Source organism: Azospirillum thiophilum (assembly GCF_001305595.1).
GTDB lineage: Bacteria > Pseudomonadota > Alphaproteobacteria > Azospirillales > Azospirillaceae > Azospirillum > Azospirillum thiophilum.
On record NZ_CP012404.1, the window covers coordinates 460,166 to 476,166 of the forward strand.

Consider the following 16,001-nt stretch of genomic DNA (forward strand, 5'->3'; position numbering starts at 1 on the left):
AAGCCATGCGCAAGGTGCTGTACATCCTGGGCAATCTCACCGACGAGGACGTCGAATGGATGGCCCGCGCCGGCCGGCGGCTCGATCTGGCCGGCGGGCAGGTGCTGGTGCGCCAGGGGGAGCCGGCGGACTCGCTCTACATCGTGCTGGAGGGCCACGCCACGGTGGATGTCGCCGGGGTCGGCACCGTCGCCCGGCTCGGCAGCGGCGAGGTGATCGGCGAGGTGTCCTTCGTCGACAGCGCCCCGCCCTCGGCCACCGTGTCGGCCGACGGCCGCTGCATCGTGCTGGCGCTGGCCAAGCGGGAGATCGAGGCGCGGCTGCGCAGCGACGGCGGCTTCGCCGGCCGCTTCTACAAGGCGCTGGCGATCTTCCTCGCCGACCGCCTGCGCGGCACCGTCGACCGGCTGAAATTCGGCAAGGGCCAGGCGATGGACGCCGGCCGGATCATGGAGGACGAGCTGGACGAGGGGCTGCTCGATCAGGTCTCGCTGGCCGGCGCGCGGTTCGAGCGGATGCTGCGCACGCTGATGTCCGCGCGGGGTTAGGGACCGTCAGGCGCTCATGCGGCGGGGACATCGCTCTTCGCCGCCCTGATCAGGTCGGCGTACCAGCGTGCTGAGTCCTTGGGGGTGCGGGCCAGCGTCTGGAAATCGACATGGACGATGCCGAAGCGCTGGCCGTAGCCGCTGCCCCATTCGAAATTGTCCAGCAGCGACCAGACGAAATAACCGCGCACATCGGCCCCCCGGGCCATCGCCTCGCGCATCGCCGCGTTGTAGATGGTCAGGTAGGCGATGCGGTGCGGGTCAAGGACGGCGCCGTCGGGGCCGACGCTGTCGCTGCCGCCGCAACCGTTCTCCGTCACCACGATGGGCAGGCGGTAGCGGTGCTGGATGGTCAGCAGCTCGTCGCGGAAGGCGTCGGGGAAGATCGCCCAGCCGACCCCGTGCGTCGGCGAATCGGGCGGCGCGTCGCCCCAGCCATAGCCCCAGGCCCGTGACGGGTCGGCCTTGGCGAAGATCGGGCCGTAATGGTTCAGCCCGAACCAGTCGACCGGCCGCGCGATGCGCGCCATGTCGCCGGCCTGGACATAGGGCTCGATCGCGGCTGCGGTCTGCGGCGGATAATAGCCGAGGATCTGGGGATCGCAGAAGACGAGGTTCCAATGCTCGTCCAGCAGCGCCGCGGCGGCGCGGTTCTCCGGCGTGTCGGTCTCCGGGATCACGACCTGCCGGTTGTGGATCGCGCCGATGGAGGCTCCCGGCACCAGATCGCGCAGCACGTCGACGCCCGCGCCATGGGCGAGGTTGACATGGTGGATGGCGCGCAGATGCTGCGGCCGGTCGACGATTCCGGGGGCGGCCCAGGGAATGGCGTAGCCGAACAGGGTGAAGACCGAGAATTCGTTGAAGGTGATCCAGCGCTTCACCCGGTCGCCGTAGCGCCGGGCGCAGAGCGCGGCGTAGTCGGCGTACCAGCCGGCGCAGTCGCGGCCCGCCCAGCCGCCCAGATCCTGGAGCGCCTGCGGCAGATCCCAATGGTAGAGGCACAGCCAGGGCTCGATCCCCGCCTCCAGCAACCGGTCGATCAGCCGGTCGTAGAAGTCCAGGCCGGGCTGGTTCACCGCTCCCTTGCCCCGCGGCATCACCCGCGGCCAGGAGACGGAGAAGCGGTAGGCGTCGACGCCCAGCCCCCGCATCAGCGCCACGTCTTCCGGCATCCGGTGGTAATGGTCGCAGGCGACGTCACCGCTGTCGCCGTTCACCACGCCGCCCAGGGTGCGGCAGCGCACGTCCCAGATGCTGGGGCCGCGCCCGTCCTCCGCCGCCGCCCCCTCGATTTGGTAGGCGGAGGTGGAGACGCCCCAGGTGAAGCCGGGCGGATAGGGGGAGGACGGGACGGTCATCTCACGCGGCGATCTGGTTGATGCTTCGGCAGCGGGCCTCGAATGCGTCGGAGATGAATTCCGGGCGCTTGTAGTAGCCCTTGATCCAGCTCGCCAGCAGGCAGAGCTCCTCCAGCTTCACCAGCTCGTCCAGCGTCCCTTCGGGGAAGCGGACGCCGAAGCTCTCGGAGATATATTCCAGCACCTGCTCGACCTGGTCGATCGACAGCTGGATATCGGTCTCCAGCGTCGCATTGCGGGTCAACAGTGCCTCGTCGACCCCGTATTCATCGCGGATCAGCTTAACGATCCAGCGGAACATGTGCATCCAGTTGGATACACCCTCGATCGACTTGCTCATCGCGACGCTCGGTTCAGGTTGCGCGAAAGGGGTATGGCGAATGGGACTGTACGGACGGATCGTTAAAGAATAACGCAGCCCCGCTCATGGTCTCCACCCAGGCGCGGCAAAAAACCGCGCGGAATTCTGCAAAGGGCTGCCACCTCCACGGGCAAGGCCGGCCGGTCTTGCCCAAATCCTGTGCAGGACCGGCCGGCCGGCGGTGCCGTTGGTGGGGAGTCAAGCGCGGCACGGGCCATGCAACGCGGCGGCGCAAGACTGGACAGCGAGGCCTTCGCCATGACATCCGCCACACCTGCCACATCCGGAGCCGAGTCCCATCCCGTCGACGAGCTGCTGCCGCCCTGGCGGCTGCTGGCGCTCGGGTTGCAGCATGTGCTGGTGATGTATGCCGGGGCCATCGCGGTGCCGCTGATCGTCGGCGGGGCGCTGAAGCTGCCCAAGGACCAGATCGCCATGCTGATCAACGCCGACCTGTTCGCCTGCGGCGTGGTCACGCTGATCCAGGCGGTGGGCGTCTGGCGCTTCGGCATCCGGCTGCCGATCATGATGGGGGTGACCTTCGCCGCGGTCGGGCCGATGGTGGCGATGGCGGGCAACCCGTCGCTCGGGCTGCTGGGCATCTATGGCGCGGTGATCGGGTCGGGCATCTTCGCCATGCTGGCGGCCCCGCTGGTCGGCCGACTGCTGCCGTTGTTCCCGCCGGTGGTGACCGGCAGCGTGATCGCCATCATCGGCATCTCGCTGATGCGGGTGGGGGTGGGCTGGGCCGGCGGCGGGGTGGGCAATCCGCGTTTCGGCGACCCGGCCTTCCTGGGGGTGGCGGCCTTCGTGCTGCTGGCGATCCTGGCGCTGATGAAGCACGGGCGGGGTTTCGTCCGCAACGTCGCGGTGCTGCTGGGGCTGGTGGCCGGCATGCTGCTGGCGATGGCGTTGGGCATGGTCAGCTTCGCCGGGCTGGCCGAGGCGCCGTGGGTGGCGCTGGTCCGGCCCTTCCAGTTCGGCATGCCGGTGTTCGATCCGGTCGCCATCCTGACCATGTCGCTGGTGATGATCGTGGTGATGATCGAATCGACCGGCATGTTCCTGGCCGTCGGCGACATGGTCGGCCGCCCGGTGAGCCGGGAGGATCTGGTGCGCGGCCTGCGCACCGACGGGCTCGGCACGCTGATCGGTGGTGTCTTCAACACCTTTCCCTATACGTCATTCTCGCAGAATGTCGGGCTGGTCGGGGTGACCGGCGTGCGCAGCCGCTGGGTCTGCGCCGCGGGTGGGCTGATCCTGCTGCTGCTCGGGCTGCTGCCGAAGCTGGCCCATGTGGTGGCCTCGGTCCCCGCCTTCGTGCTGGGCGGGGCCGGGCTGGTGATGTTCGGCATGGTGGCGGCGACCGGGGTGAGGATCCTGTCGCAGGTCGATTACACCAACCGGCGCGAGAACCTGATCGTGGTGGCGGTCAGCATCGGCGTCGGGCTGATCCCGCTGGTGTCGGACAAGTTCTTCTCGCAGATGCCGGCCTTCCTGTCGCCGCTGCTGCACAGCGGCATCCTGCTCGGCACCCTGACCGCGGTGGCGCTGAACTGGTATTTCAACGGCCTGCAGGGCGGCGAACGCGCCCGCCGCGACGTCGCCGCCTCGGCGCATGGGGCCGAGGCATAGGTCATTTCCGCCGCAGCAGATCCTTGCTCGCCAGCAGAGACCCGCCGGCGATCAGGGCGCAAGCCACCCAGATGATGCCCTGGTTGGGGGCGAGCCCGAACAGGACCAGCAGCAGGGTCGACAGCAGCGGCGCCAGATAGGACAGCGCCCCCAGCGCCCGGATGTCGCCGTGGCGGACGCCATGGTCCCAGACGAAGAAGGCGGCCCCCACCGGCCCCAGCCCGAGCAGCAGCATCGCCCCCCAGCCGCCGGCGGTCGAAGGCCACACCGTCCGCTCCAGCGCCAGATGGCAGAGCAGCGACAGGAGGGCGGTGACGAGGCAGAAGGCGCTGACCGCGTCGGTCGGCGCCTCGCCGAGTTGGCCGAGCCGGCGGCGCAGCACCGAATAGCCGGCCCAGGTGACCGCACTGCCCAGCGCCGCGGCATAGCCCGGCAGATGCGCCGGATCCACCGACAGGCCGCCGCTGCCGCCCCGCGCGATCAGCAGGACGGTGCCGGCCAGCCCGGCAAGCGCGCCGCCGACATGCCATGCCCGCAGCCGCTCCCCCGGCAGCAGGGCGGAGAACAGCACGATCAGCAGCGGCCAGAGATAGTTGATCAGGTTGGCCTCGACCGGCGGGGCCGCCTGCAACGCCATGAAATAGAGGAAGTGGAAGCCGAACAGCCCGCCGACCCCGAGCGCCCAGGCAGCGGGCGGCTGGCGGAAATAGCGCAACGGGTTGTCGCCGCGCAGGGCGGTCCAGCCGCTGCCGACCAGGAAGGCCAGCAGGAAGGAGGTCGCCACCAGCTGGAACGGCGGCACCATCGAGGCCAGTGTCGCCAGCGGGGCCAGCGTCGCCCACATGAGAATGGCGGTGAAGCCGACCGCGGTCGCGCGGTTGACGGAGCGGCGGGGGCAAGCGGGGGACGAGACGGTCATGGTGTGGGGATCGGTCGGTTGACGCGGAGGGCGCGACCATAGCGGCTGCGCGGGACGCCGTCTTGACCGGGACTCCGGTGCGGATTGACCGGGGCTCCGGAGGGGTGGCCTTTTCCCATTCCCTGTACGCGGACGGTCGGCCGTCGTAGCATGGCCCCTCGATCCGTGAATCCCCAACCGTTGACCCAGGAGTCCGCCGCGTGGCGTCCCCGCATCGGCCGACCGTCAGTACCCGCAGTTATGACGGGCACGAACGGCGGCACGCGCACGAGCATCACCAGATCGTCCTGCCCGTCGCCGGGGGCCTCGACATGGAGGTCGGCGGGGCCTGCGGACGGGTGGGCGCCGGCTGCGGGGTGCTGGTGGCGGACGGGGCGCCGCACAGCTTCCGCAGCGGCGGGGCCAACCGCTTCGTCGTGCTCGACCTGCCGGCCGGCGGGCCGCTGCCCGAGGCGGCGATCCGGGGAACGGGCGCCTTCTTCGCCATCGACGATGCGCTGGACGGGCTGGTGCGCTATCTGGCGGCGGAGGCGGCCGACCGACCGCTCGACCCGGTGCTGGCCCATCATGCGGCCGGGCTGCTGCTGCGCGCGCTGGAAGCCCGCCATCGGGAAACCGGCCTGCAGGCCGCGGCCGTTCCGGACGATCCGATCGAGCGCGCCCTGGCATTGATGGCCGAGCGCTGCGAGGAGGCACCGACCGTCTCCGAGCTTGCCGCCGCGGTCGGGTTGGCGCCCAGCCGCTTCCACGAGCTTTTCCGCATCCGCACCGGCACCACCCCGGCGCGGCGGCTGGCCGACCTGCGGCTGGACCGGGCGGAGGCGCTGCTGCGCGCCGGCATCCTGCCGCTGGCCGAGGTGGCGCTGGCGGTGGGCTTCTCCGACCAGAGCGCGCTGACCCGCAGCCTGCGGCGACAGCGCGGCACGACGCCGGGGGCGATCCGGAACGGGGGTTAGGCCGTCCGCGCCGCCTCGACGATCACCGCCGCCACGGCTTCGGGCCGTGACAGGTGGGGGGCATGGCCGCTGTCGACCTCCACGCTGCGGGCGCCGATGCGCGAGGCGGTGGCGCGCAGGAAGTCGGGCGGCAGCATGCGGTCCTTGGTGGCGACGACGTACCAGCTGGGCTTGGCCTTCCAGGCGGCGGCGCTCACCTTCGTCGCGAAGCAGGAGGCCGCGACCGGCCCCTGGGTGGCGGCCAGCAGCACCGCCTCCTCTGCCGGCAGATCCTGGGCGAAGTTGCGGGCCATCCCCTCGGGCGTCAGGGTCAGGAAACGGCCCTTGTCGACCGAGACGCCCGACAGGCCGGCGGATGGCGGGAAGGGTTTCAGCGTGTCGTTCGGCGACTGGCCGATGTCGGGGGCGAAGGCGGCGACATAGACCAGCGCCGTCACCCGGTCCTGATCGCCGATCTGGGTGATGACCGCCCCGCCCCAGGAATGGCCGACCAGCACCAGCGGCCCCTTGCTGCGGTCGATGGCGCGCTGGACATGGGTGACGTCGTCGTCAAGCGACACCAGCGGATTCTGCACCGCGACCGCCGCCAAGCCTTCCGCCTGCAGGCGGGGGATCACCCGGCTCCAGGACGAGCCGTCGGCGAAGGCACCGTGGACGAGGATGACGGTGGCGTTGGTACCCATGGAGCGGCTCCCGCTGGCGGCATGACGCTCCGGTCAGAGCATGCGGGCGGCCGATCCGTCCAGCCGGGACGGCGAAGTTTTCCTCTTGGCGGAAACCGGCCGCCGGTTCATTCCGCCGGCTCGGCGGTGCGCCGGCCGAAGGTCGCGACGCGGTAGACGTACCAGAGGGCGATGCCGGCGACGACGATGTTGGAGAGCGGGTTCAGCCAGCCGGAAACCTGCTGGTAGCGGTCCTCCAGCAGATAGCCGGCGCCGGCCAGCAGGGTGGTCCAGATCGCCGTTCCGGGGTCACGCTGAACCGCACCGGGATTCCCGGAGGCCCCGTTTCTTGAGAGAGTGGGGTCATCATGACGAAATCTGCATCACCCAAATACGCCCCTGAAGTCCGCGAGCGCGCGGTCCGGATGGTGTTCGAACACGAAGGCGAGCATGCCTCGCAGTGGGCGGCGATCAGCTCGATCGCGGCGAAGATCGGCTGCAATCCCGAGACGCTACGGAACTGGGTCCGGCAGGCCGAGCGTGACCAGGGCAAGCGACCCGGTCCGACAACGGACGAACTGGAGCGGATCAAGGCGCTGGAACGCGAGGTCCGAGAGTTGCGTCAAGCGAACGAGATCCTACGCAAGGCATCGGCGTATTTCGCCCAGGCGGAGCTCGACCGCCCGTTCAAGAAATGATCGCCTTCATCGACGCACACCGCGCCGTTCACGGGGTCGAGCCGATCTGCAGAGTGCTGCCGATCGCCCCGTCGACTTACCGCGCCCATGCCGCCCGGCCGGCCGATCCGTCCAAGGCGCCGGTCCGCTCGCGAAGTGATGCGGAGCTGGGTTTGGCTATCCGACGGGTCTGGGACGTGAACTTCCAGGTTTATGGGGTACGTAAAGTGTGGCGGCAGTTGCGGCGGGACGGTATCGACGTGGCACGCTGCACAGTGGCCCGGCTGATGAAACACATGGGTCTGAAGGGGGCGGCGCGTGGCAAGACGATCCGCACCACGATCAGCGACCGGGCGGCTCCCTGTCCCGCCGACCGGGTGAACCGCCAGTTCCTGGCGCCACGCCCGAAGGCCTTGTGGTTGGCGGATTTCACGTACGTGTCGACATGGCAGGGCTTTGTCTACGTAGCCTTCGTCATCGACGCATTCGCCCGCCGCATCGTCGGCTGGCGGGTGTCGCCCACCGCCCACGCCGACTTCGTCTTGGATGCCCTGGAGCAGGCGCTTCACGACCGCAGGCCCGCCAAGGGCAGCGGTCTCATCCATCACTCCGACAGGGGATCGCAATACGTTGCGATTCGCTACACCGAGCGTCTCATCGAAGCTGGGGTTGAGCCCTCCGTGGGTAGTGTTGGCGATTCCTACGACAACGCCTTGGCCGAGACCATCAACGGTCTCTACAAGACCGAGGTGATTCGGCGCCGCGGGCCATGGCGCACCCTGGAGGCTGTCGAGTTCGCCACCCTGGAATGGGTGGACTGGTTCAACAACCGGCGCCTGCTCGAGCCATCGGCAACATTCCGCCCGCCGAGGCCGAAGCGCGCTACTATGCTGAAACTGAGGACGTCGCCATGGCGGCGTAACTCAAGCCAAAGGGCCTCCGACAATCCCGGTGCGGTTCAGACCAGCGCCGGAGCAGCAACGGCGAACAGTTCCGCTCCGTTGGCTTCCGTGCCGCCGCGCTGCCTCCGTCCGCGGATTGGTCCGGGTACTGGCAGCGGGTGCTGGTTGCATAAGAGGTTGCCGGGCGTACCGTGACGATACACCCGGCGTCAGCTACCATGGGGTAGTTCACACCAACCATGGAGCAACCGCTATGGATGACATTCGCGAAGTTCTTCGCGACTAAACCGACACCATTCTCAGCCAGTAGGAAGTTTTGCGCGAAATCACCGCGCTTAACCATGAGGTTGTCGCCGCGCTCGCTGAGATCCGAGAGCAGATCGGCGCAATTCATGAGCGCCTTGGCGTTCTTTAAGGCGCACAGCGGCGCGAGTAGCGCGAAGTTCTTCTGCCATCGCGGCGTTCTCGCGAGAGAGCGCCGTGCATTCTTCCCGCGCCAAACGCATTACGTCGTCCACGTTGTCACTCATGCCTATGCCCCCCTGTGCGCACAGAGTCAGCCCATGAACGGCTGATGGAAGAACCCTAGCACGAACGCGACACATGCATATATAAAGATATTTGCATGTGTCGCGTTTTTGGGTTGGGTGTGTTTGCTACCGAATACCGGATGGGTCCGACCAGGGGAATGAACTCGGCCAAGCCGGCGAGGAGTCCGAGCGCGAAGGCGGAGGGAACGCCGAGGACCCAAAGGCCGAGGGTGGTGAGCACTCCGATCGCGGTCATGGAGACCAGTCGATCGCGGTCATGGAGACCAGTTGCCCCTTGAGCCACTGCCTCAGACCATGACCGGCGGCATCCAGTGCCTCGCTCGTCCTCTCCTCGGCGCGTCTGGGGACCAGGGCGACCATTCCGTTTCGGTACAGGCGGGGCTGGGCCGCGAGATATAGGGCGCCGGCCGCCACCAGCAGTGCATTGCCCACCGCCCCGATGGTCGTCATCAGAACCGACCCTGCGCTGCCGACCACGCCATCCGACAAGCTGCCGGCATCGATGTCCTTCAGCTGGTCGAGCAGCAGTCGTCCCCAAGCATGCTGCTGCAGATAGCCCTTCATTTGGTGCCAAGCCTGCGGCACCAGCTCCGTCAGTTGGTCGACCTGGGCGGACAGCTCCCGTCCGAAAAGCCAGCCGCAAGCCGCCAGCCCCAGTATGAGCAGGAGGACGGCGGCGGCGAGCGACCAGCCGGACGGCAGTCGCAGGTAACGGCTGATGACGTCGGAAAGGCTGCGCAGCAGGACGGCAAGGAGGACGGCACCGAAGACCAGAAGAAGCACGTCGACGATCCGCCAGACCAGGAAAGCCATGGCAATGATCAGAACCGCCACGAGCAGCCTGATTGCATACCGACCGATATCCGTGTTCATGCCCGCTCCGGTTCATTTCGCTCTTCTTCTCCAACGCCTGGAACGATCGACCGTTTCCCGCTCCCTGATCTGGACCGTTCCGCGAGCTAGGCCGTTTGGAGTTGCGGAAGGATTGAACGGGCAGTGCAGGAAAGCGCCGATGAATGACCGCCTCCGCCATTATCTGGAGATCGTCCGCACCAGCCTGTGGCTGATCCCGGTCCTGATGGGCTGTGCCGCCTTCGGGCTGGCCATCGTCCTTTTGTCGTGGGGACGGGGCATCATCAACGATGCCAGCGACTATTGGCTGCTCTACGCGGGCGACACGGAGAATGCACGGGAGCTGCTGTCGGCGCTGCTGACCGGCATGATCTCGATGACCGCGCTGGTGGTGTCGATCACGATGGTGGTGCTGACGCTGGCCGCCGGCCAGATCGGCCCCCGCCTGATCCGCACCTTCATCCAGGACCGCGTCACGCAATTCGTGCTCGGCCTCATTCTGAGCCATGGTAACGATTCCTTCCACGAATTCACACATGGCCGGATAGCACTCCGGGAAGCTGCTTTTGGGCCGGGCCCGAACCCGGCGCCGCAGCCTGTCCGTCGGCGGGCAGGGGCGCCGGGACGCGGGTGAAGTCGAGCGTGTAGTTCCCGAAGCGGTTGATGTGTTCGGTCTGGTATGGGCTCAGGCCGGCCAGGGCTTCCTCCTCGACAGCAACGCCCTCGGCCGCCAGTTGGTCGAGGGATCGGGTCATCGAGACAAGAGTGTGGAAGATCAGCAGGTTGGCCACCAAGTGGTTGTACTTGATGAGCTTGCGCTGCTCATCCCGCACCCCCTCGGTGATCAGCCCGCTTTCGCCGAAGGCGACCCACTGGACGTATTTGTTGAACAGCTCGCTCTTGTTGGTCGCCGCCTGAATCAGGTGGCGCAGTTCGAGCGAGGACAGGAATTTCAGCAGGAAGATCGTCCGGACCACCCGGCCCAGCTCCCGGAAGGCGAAATACAGCTTGTTCTTGCGGCTGTAAGTGCTGAGCCGGCTCAGGATCGTCGAGGGCCGGACCCGCCCGGCCTTGATCGAGACGGCGACGCGCAGCATGTCCGGCAGCATCGCCTCGATCAGGGTCCAGTCCACCGTGGCGGTGAACAGGCTGTCGATGTGCGGGTAGTGGAGGTCCTTGTCGGGCCGGTAGAAATGCAGGTCCTGCCAGTTGCGGATGCGCGGCATCAGCTGGATGCCGAGTAGATAGGCCAAGCCGAAGATTGGGGCGCTCTGGCCCTGGGTATCGGCATGGAGCGTGTCCGGCTGGATGGCCGACCGGTTGTCGCTGACGATGTCCAGAATCGCGTTGCCCTCCCACGCTCCGCAGGCCATGAAGCGTGAATACAGCGCGATGTAGGTGTCCGAGACCAGATAGTAGCCGATCCCGCCATAGCCGCCGTAGCGGATGTGGTACTGCGGCAGACGGAATCCGGCGTATGCATCGATGACGGTGGTGATCGCCGCGTCGAAGGCCTCCTCGGTGACGTGGCGCTGGTTGAGGAAGGAGATCTGCCGCCGGTCCAGCGTCTTCATGGCCCGCGCCGCCTGGGACGGACCCAGCTTGCAGCCGTAGCAGAAAGCGGTGGCGAGGTAGCGCTCCCGGGGCCGGTCGATCTTGGCATCGAACCCGGAGGCCGGGCCGAAGTGGCGGGTCCAGTTTAGCCAGTGCTCGGTGTCGGCCAGGGCGTCGATGAGATCGATCGGCGCCAGCCGTTCCTTCAAGCGGCGCTCCAGCGCGGCCGCGCCGGCGAGTTCGGGTTGGGCGCGCAGGCGCTTGAGGACCGGCTTGCTGTTGACGATCGCGACATGCTCGTTGGCGGGAAAGCTGGCATCGACGGCCTTGGCCGTGGCGGACAGCTGGTCTCGGAGCGCGGCGACGATCGCGGCCGGGGTGGCCGGCAGGCCCGCCTGCTCGGTGTAGGCGGCCATGTCCCGCCGGCAGATTTCCCACGGCACCAGCTGGTCGCGGTAGTCGCCGTGGATGTCGCTGCCGGGGATGCACAGGTCGCCGGACTTGAGCTCGATCATCGCCCGGGTGAACACGCACAGCTCGAAGATCTGGCGGTCCACGGTCGCCGGCGCCGGATCGCGGGCCTTTTGCCCGGCCACCAGAGGCCACCACGACGGCGGCACGAAGGACAGGTCGATCCCGGCAACGCGCAGCGTGGGCTGGCGCTGGTCGTGATGCTTCAGCACGAAGGCGATGGCCTCTTCCAGGCTGCGGTCCTGCGAAGTCGATGCCAGGGGCACAGCTGCCAAGAACCGTAGGAACAGGCGGCGCTGACCGCGGGCGAAGCGGGCCAGGAAGGGCAGATGGCCATGCTCGGTCGTGGAGGCGTGCGCCGCACACCGCTCCAGGATGCCGTCGGCATCGGGCAGAGGCAGCGCCTCGACGTTGGCCAGCCGCTGCTCTGGAGGTCCCTCGCTCCGGCAGGCCATCACGGTGTCGCGCAGCAACGCGATCAGGGTCTCGGCGTGCTCGAACCGCTGCAAATGCTCGGCGGCCAGGGCGTCCTTCGCGCGGGCGTGGGTCCGCTGCATCTGCCGAACGAACATGTCGGCGAGATCGTCGAGGGTCCGGGCGATCTGGCTCTGCAGCAGCGCCGCCATCAGGGTCAGCCGCTTGGCCTCAACCATCTCGGCCAGGACATTGGCGGTCAGGGTACGCGCCTCGGCGGCAAAGCTGCGGACTTTGGCGGCCGGGAGGGAGGCGAACACTGCGGTGCCGGCGCCCTGCGCCCGCAGCCAGTCGAGATGGTGCAGGAAATCCCGCATGTGATGTGGCCTCGGCCGCTTCGGTTCGGCCTTCACCCGGTCCCAGGCGGTGCGCGCCTGACCGGGCGGCAGCGTCAGCAACTCGTTCAGGCGCCGGCGTGCCTCGGTCGGCAGGGTATTGGCGATGTGCCGGTGGCAGTCCCGGTTTGCCGCAGCACGGGCCGCGGTGGCGATCTTCGCCAGAGTGCCGAAAGCCGGCAACTCGAAGCGCCGGCGTACCAACTCCTCGATCACGGCGTTGATGATGTCGGCGACGTCGTCGCGCATCCGGGCGGCTTCGGCGGCCGCCGCCTGCGCCACGGTGCGCGCCAGGCGGCCGAAGGCGGCGACCCCGGCGTACTCCCGGACCAAGCTGGTCAGCCGGCTGCGATAGGTGGAGGTCTGGTAGTCGGCGAGCACGGCGGCAGCGCCGGTCAGGCCAGGGAACGTGTCCGCCACATGCTCGACGATAACGAAAGGGATGTCTTCGAAAGGGACGAAGTACCCGAGCCGCTGAAAGCTCTTGAGCAAAACGAGCAGGGCCAACCGTGCGCCGTCCTGGCGGGCGCGGCGGCGAACGAAGGCAATTTCCGCCGGCATCGGTGTGAAGCGCGCCACCTCCATCGCCGGCGGATTGAGTTCCAGACGGGGGTAGGCGGTGTCGCTGACCAGAGGCATGGCGGACGAGACTCACGACAAAGAGTTCTTTCGATGCCGACCGCGCCCCTCCGCTTCACGAAAAAGCCGGAGAAATCCATTGCCGAAAACCCTGCCCTCGGCAAAGGTTATCGGGAGGAGCGGCAGTACCGTGCCAGACGCTATGATCGGCAGATGGAGGGCGCCATGGCGGCAATTGGGTATGCCCGGGTTTCGACGCGAGAGGATCGTCAAGTTCTGGACCGCCAACGCGATGCCCTGCAGGCGATCCCCTGCGCGCGGATTTTCGAGGATCGGATGAGCGGCTTCCATGCCGAGCGTCCCGGCCTCGCCGCCTGCCTGGACTACCTGCGCCCCGGCGATGTGCTGGTTGTGCTCGACCTCGATCGGCTCGGCCGCCGGGCGCGCGACCTGATCGGGCTGATTGAGGACCTGGAGAAGAAGGGCATCGCTTTCCGAGCGCTGAACACGCCGATGGACACCACCAGCCCGGCCGGCCGTGCGTTCCTGCAGATCCAGGCCGCCTTCGCGGAAATGGAACGCAACCTAATCCGGCAACGGGTCCAGGAAGGCTTGATCGCGGCTCGCGCCCGTGGGCGCCAGGGCGGGCGACCACGCATCATGACGGTCGAGCGCCTGCGCTACGCCCAGCACCTCATGGCCGATCGAACCCGCAGCATCCCCCAGATCTGCCGCGAAATGGGCGGCATTCCCACCAGCACGCTTTACCACTATCTCCACGCCGACGGCACGCTCAAAGAACCGGGGTGCCGGCTGCTGGAAAGCCCAATGCCGTAAAGGCTTGCCGCCACCGCCACCGCCACCGCCATGGGCTTGGCAGGCGCATTTTCGGTCCGGCCGGGCCGATGTGTGAATTCGTGGAAGGAATCGTTACCGTCGCCCAACCTGATCATTGACTATGCTGCCGCCCGAGGCCGGGGCGATCCCATCTCCACGGCGACGACCGAAAGCACGGTCCAGCGACTGCTGCACCGGCGCATGGGCGCCAATCATCAGATGCGCTGGTCGCCGCGTGGCGCTCACCGCATGCCGAAGGTTCGCATCGCAGTGATGAACGGGACGTTCGCAGCGGATCACGCCGCCGCCGAGCCATACGCCCGCCGCCCCTTCCGCCCCGCGGTGTGAAGGCCCCCAGGTTTGCGACGGTCTCCAGAGGAAACGCGGGACGGAACGGGTCCGTCAAAAGGAAACCAGTATCCTGGCCTGAGCGGTCAGGGTGCCGCGGCTGGTTTCCGGCCCATCGGTCAGCGCCATGCCGACATTCATGCCGGCCTGCAGGGTCTGCCCGAGCGTGTAATCGACGCCGGCCCCCAGCCCCACCAGCGTGGTATCGGCCCGTTCGCCGATGCTCCGAAGGGTACCGACATTGTAGTTATGGCCATGGCCGACATCGAGAAACGCAAAGGGCGAAACTGCGTCCTCCAGCGGGCCGATCCCGGTATCGCCGAGATGGCCCAGGGCGGAGAACGGCGGCACCCGCACTTCGTTGCGCAGCACGAAACCGGTATCGACGCTGCCGTCGTTCAGCGTGTAGCCGCGGGTGGCGTACAGTCCGCCGATGGCAAGCTGCTCGGTTTCCGGCAGCGCCTTGTCCACCATCTGGCCCGTGATCTCGGTGTTCCAAGAGACATCACCCAGCCACGGCACGCCGGTCAAGGGGGTCGTCCGGCTGAACACCCCGTAGAGATAGGCGTAATCGGCGTCCTCGACGCGGCCGTTGGAAAAACTGTTCCATGCCGCACGGCTGTTGCCGGGCACCATACCGGCCCGGTTGACCACGGCGCGGAGGTCGATGGCGGTCGACCCGCCGCCGGCCTGGGACCAGGAGCCGCCCCAACCGGCCGTCAGGTCGAACACCCCGGCGGACCCGCTGGCAAGCCGGGATCCCTGGCTCAGCACCTTGCGCGACAGCCACTTCGGCGTCACGCCGCCGTAGAGGTCACCCCATCCGGCAAGGTTCCCGTCGATGTTGGATATCGCCGAGCGGTATAGGACCGGCAGTTCGACGGTGGTGTTGCGGATGGTGAGAAGCCCGTCGTCGCTGTCTTGGGAGGTGCCGACGAAGCTGGGGGTCAGGCTCAGCGCCTGCCGTGCAAAGGTCGGGATGATGATGCGCCCGGCATGGCTGGCGTAGGACGGGCGGCTGTTTCCCGACAGGGCCAGGAGACCGGGGGCGGATACCGTATCGCGGCTGCCGGTCAATTGATACGACAGGGTCAGGTCGTTGAGTGTCTCGATCCCCGCAGCGAAGCCGATGAAGACGCGGTCGAGGCTCCGGCTGCGCAAGCTGCCGGTGTTGGACACACCGGCGAAGGCTTGCCACGGCCGGCGGCGGGTGATCTCCAGCGTCAGGTCGCTGGAGCCCGGATCGGATCCAGGCTCGAACACCCCGTTGAGCTGGCGGTAGGGGAAGCGGTTCAGCCAGTCGAGGTCCTCGGAAATGCGCTCGGCCTCGATCAGCCCGCCGACCGGCGCGCGGATGGTGGCGGCAAGACCGTCGCCGGCCGCGGTGCCGTCCGCCTCCAGGACGCGGACTTTGCCTGTCCGGAAGGGCAGGACGCGGAGCTGCAGCACGCCCGCGGTGATCTCCTGGGGCGGGGCGGTGATCGAGACGAAGGGCCGCCCGGTCTCGCGATAGGCTTTGGCCAGGGCCGCCTGGGCCTCCGCCAACCGCCTGCGCGAGAGGGGCTGGCCGAGGAGCGGGCCGAGCGCGTCGACAATGCGCTGCCGGTCCAGCCCCTCCACCCCCGATGACGTGATGCCCGCCGGAGGATCGGGCATCACCGGATCGGTCAGCCCGATGAGCCGGATGCCCTTGAGGTCGACGCCGAGCGGGGTGTCGTCGGCATCGGCTGCCGGGTCGCCGCCAGTGCGCAGGCCGCCGCCCGCGCCCGCGACCGCCGGCGGCAGGTTGCGCTCCACCGGTACCGGCGCCTGCGCCACCGCCGCGTCAGGAGACAGCGCTTGCAGCAGGACGAGCAGGGTTGCCGGAGCGGCGAGCCATCGTGAGGGTCCGGCCAGCCGGGCCAACGCCGCTGCGGCGCGGCGGGAGATCGGGCGGGTGGCGGTGGAGCGTGAGACGATCATGGGCCGGAATCATTCCG

The 16,001-nt window shown here is 68.1% G+C and carries 12 protein-coding genes, 2 pseudogenes and 1 other annotated feature; of the genes and pseudogenes, 7 read left to right on the forward strand and 7 right to left on the reverse strand.

What is annotated here, in order from left to right:
* Positions 1-5: 5 nt before the first annotated feature.
* Positions 6-548 carry a cyclic nucleotide-binding domain-containing protein gene (locus AL072_RS24885; RefSeq protein ID WP_045583464.1) on the forward strand — a complete coding sequence of 181 codons (543 nt, stop codon included), beginning with the start codon at positions 6-8 and terminating at the stop codon, positions 546-548.
* A gap of 14 nt (positions 549-562) precedes the next feature.
* On the opposite strand, the gene AL072_RS24890 is transcribed toward AL072_RS24885, so the two are convergent.
* Both AL072_RS24890 and AL072_RS24895 read right to left on the reverse strand, forming a co-directional pair.
* Positions 563-1,909: a GH1 family beta-glucosidase gene (locus AL072_RS24890; RefSeq protein WP_045583463.1), complete on the reverse strand. Its 1,347-nt coding sequence runs from the start codon at positions 1,907-1,909 to the stop codon at positions 563-565.
* Between the two features lies 1 nt (position 1,910).
* A complete protein-coding gene (locus tag AL072_RS24895) occupies positions 1,911-2,249 on the reverse strand; it encodes a hypothetical protein (RefSeq protein ID WP_045583462.1) in 339 nt (112 codons plus the stop codon).
* Positions 2,250-2,528: 279 nt separating this feature from the next.
* On the opposite strand from AL072_RS24895, the gene AL072_RS24900 reads away from it, so the two are divergent.
* Positions 2,529-3,905, forward strand: a complete 1,377-nt coding sequence (locus AL072_RS24900; RefSeq protein ID WP_045583930.1) for a nucleobase:cation symporter-2 family protein — start codon at positions 2,529-2,531, stop codon at positions 3,903-3,905.
* Between the two features lies 1 nt (position 3,906).
* Here AL072_RS24900 and yddG read toward each other — a convergent pair whose 3' ends face one another.
* On the reverse strand, positions 3,907-4,824 hold the full coding sequence (gene yddG / locus AL072_RS24905; protein WP_045583461.1) for an aromatic amino acid exporter YddG: 918 nt from the start codon (positions 4,822-4,824) through the stop codon (positions 3,907-3,909).
* Between the two features lie 200 nt (positions 4,825-5,024).
* Here yddG and AL072_RS24910 point away from each other — a divergent pair, with 200 nt between their 5' ends.
* Positions 5,025-5,780: a helix-turn-helix domain-containing protein gene (locus AL072_RS24910; RefSeq protein WP_045583460.1), complete on the forward strand. Its 756-nt coding sequence runs from the start codon at positions 5,025-5,027 to the stop codon at positions 5,778-5,780.
* Here AL072_RS24910 and AL072_RS24915 read toward each other — a convergent pair.
* Positions 5,777-6,463 carry an alpha/beta fold hydrolase gene (locus AL072_RS24915; protein WP_045583459.1) on the reverse strand — a complete coding sequence of 229 codons (687 nt, stop codon included), beginning with the start codon at positions 6,461-6,463 and terminating at the stop codon, positions 5,777-5,779. The genes AL072_RS24910 and AL072_RS24915 overlap by 4 nt on opposite strands.
* 347 nt (positions 6,464-6,810) lie before the next feature.
* On the opposite strand from AL072_RS24915, the pseudogene AL072_RS24925 reads away from it, so the two are divergent.
* Positions 6,811-8,041, forward strand: a pseudogene (locus AL072_RS24925) (IS3 family transposase).
* Positions 7,095-7,211: a sequence feature (AL1L pseudoknot), on the forward strand. Its footprint overlaps the pseudogene before it by 117 nt.
* Positions 8,042-8,803: 762 nt before the next feature.
* Here AL072_RS24925 and AL072_RS24935 read toward each other — a convergent pair.
* Positions 8,804-9,445, reverse strand: a complete 642-nt coding sequence (locus AL072_RS24935) for an AI-2E family transporter (protein WP_052710151.1) — start codon at positions 9,443-9,445, stop codon at positions 8,804-8,806.
* Positions 9,446-9,584: 139 nt separating this feature from the next.
* Here AL072_RS24935 and AL072_RS24940 point away from each other — a divergent pair, with 139 nt between their 5' ends.
* Positions 9,585-10,058, forward strand: coding sequence for a DUF2254 family protein (locus AL072_RS24940; RefSeq protein WP_045583456.1), 474 nt, complete (start codon positions 9,585-9,587; stop codon positions 10,056-10,058).
* Here the strand turns inward: AL072_RS24940 and AL072_RS24945 are convergent.
* The gene (locus AL072_RS24945; protein ID WP_045583455.1) at positions 9,955-12,897 is read right to left on the reverse strand and encodes a Tn3 family transposase; all 2,943 of its coding nucleotides are present in this window, start codon (positions 12,895-12,897) and stop codon (positions 9,955-9,957) included. The two genes, AL072_RS24940 and AL072_RS24945, sit on opposite strands and share 104 nt — an antisense overlap.
* A gap of 33 nt (positions 12,898-12,930) precedes the next feature.
* Here AL072_RS24945 and AL072_RS24950 point away from each other — a divergent pair, with 33 nt between their 5' ends.
* A complete protein-coding gene (locus AL072_RS24950; protein WP_245636972.1) occupies positions 12,931-13,674 on the forward strand; it encodes a recombinase family protein in 744 nt (247 codons plus the stop codon).
* Between the two features lie 105 nt (positions 13,675-13,779).
* Positions 13,780-14,022, forward strand: a pseudogene (locus AL072_RS33770) (ISKra4-like element ISAzba1 family transposase); the annotation flags it as partial.
* 54 nt (positions 14,023-14,076) lie between these two features.
* On the opposite strand, the gene AL072_RS24955 reads toward AL072_RS33770, so the two are convergent.
* Positions 14,077-15,984 carry a ShlB/FhaC/HecB family hemolysin secretion/activation protein gene (locus AL072_RS24955; protein ID WP_052710150.1) on the reverse strand — a complete coding sequence of 636 codons (1,908 nt, stop codon included), beginning with the start codon at positions 15,982-15,984 and terminating at the stop codon, positions 14,077-14,079.
* Positions 15,985-16,001 lie beyond the last annotated feature (17 nt).

Coding starts and splice junctions, on each gene's coding strand:
- AL072_RS24885 (WP_045583464.1), top strand. CDS start 6: ATGCGCAAGGTGCTGTACATCCTGGGCAATCTCACCGACGAGGACGTC.
- AL072_RS24890 (WP_045583463.1), bottom strand. CDS start 1,909: ATGACCGTCCCGTCCTCCCCCTATCCGCCCGGCTTCACCTGGGGCGTC.
- AL072_RS24895 (WP_045583462.1), bottom strand. CDS start 2,249: ATGAGCAAGTCGATCGAGGGTGTATCCAACTGGATGCACATGTTCCGC.
- AL072_RS24900 (WP_045583930.1), top strand. CDS start 2,529: ATGACATCCGCCACACCTGCCACATCCGGAGCCGAGTCCCATCCCGTC.
- yddG (WP_045583461.1), bottom strand. CDS start 4,824: ATGACCGTCTCGTCCCCCGCTTGCCCCCGCCGCTCCGTCAACCGCGCG.
- AL072_RS24915 (WP_045583459.1), bottom strand. CDS start 6,463: ATGGGTACCAACGCCACCGTCATCCTCGTCCACGGTGCCTTCGCCGAC.
- AL072_RS24935 (WP_052710151.1), bottom strand. CDS start 9,445: ATGAACACGGATATCGGTCGGTATGCAATCAGGCTGCTCGTGGCGGTT.
- AL072_RS24940 (WP_045583456.1), top strand. CDS start 9,585: ATGAATGACCGCCTCCGCCATTATCTGGAGATCGTCCGCACCAGCCTG.
- AL072_RS24945 (WP_045583455.1), bottom strand. CDS start 12,897: ATGCCTCTGGTCAGCGACACCGCCTACCCCCGTCTGGAACTCAATCCG.
- AL072_RS24950 (WP_245636972.1), top strand. CDS start 12,931: ATGCCGACCGCGCCCCTCCGCTTCACGAAAAAGCCGGAGAAATCCATT.
- AL072_RS24955 (WP_052710150.1), bottom strand. CDS start 15,984: ATGATCGTCTCACGCTCCACCGCCACCCGCCCGATCTCCCGCCGCGCC.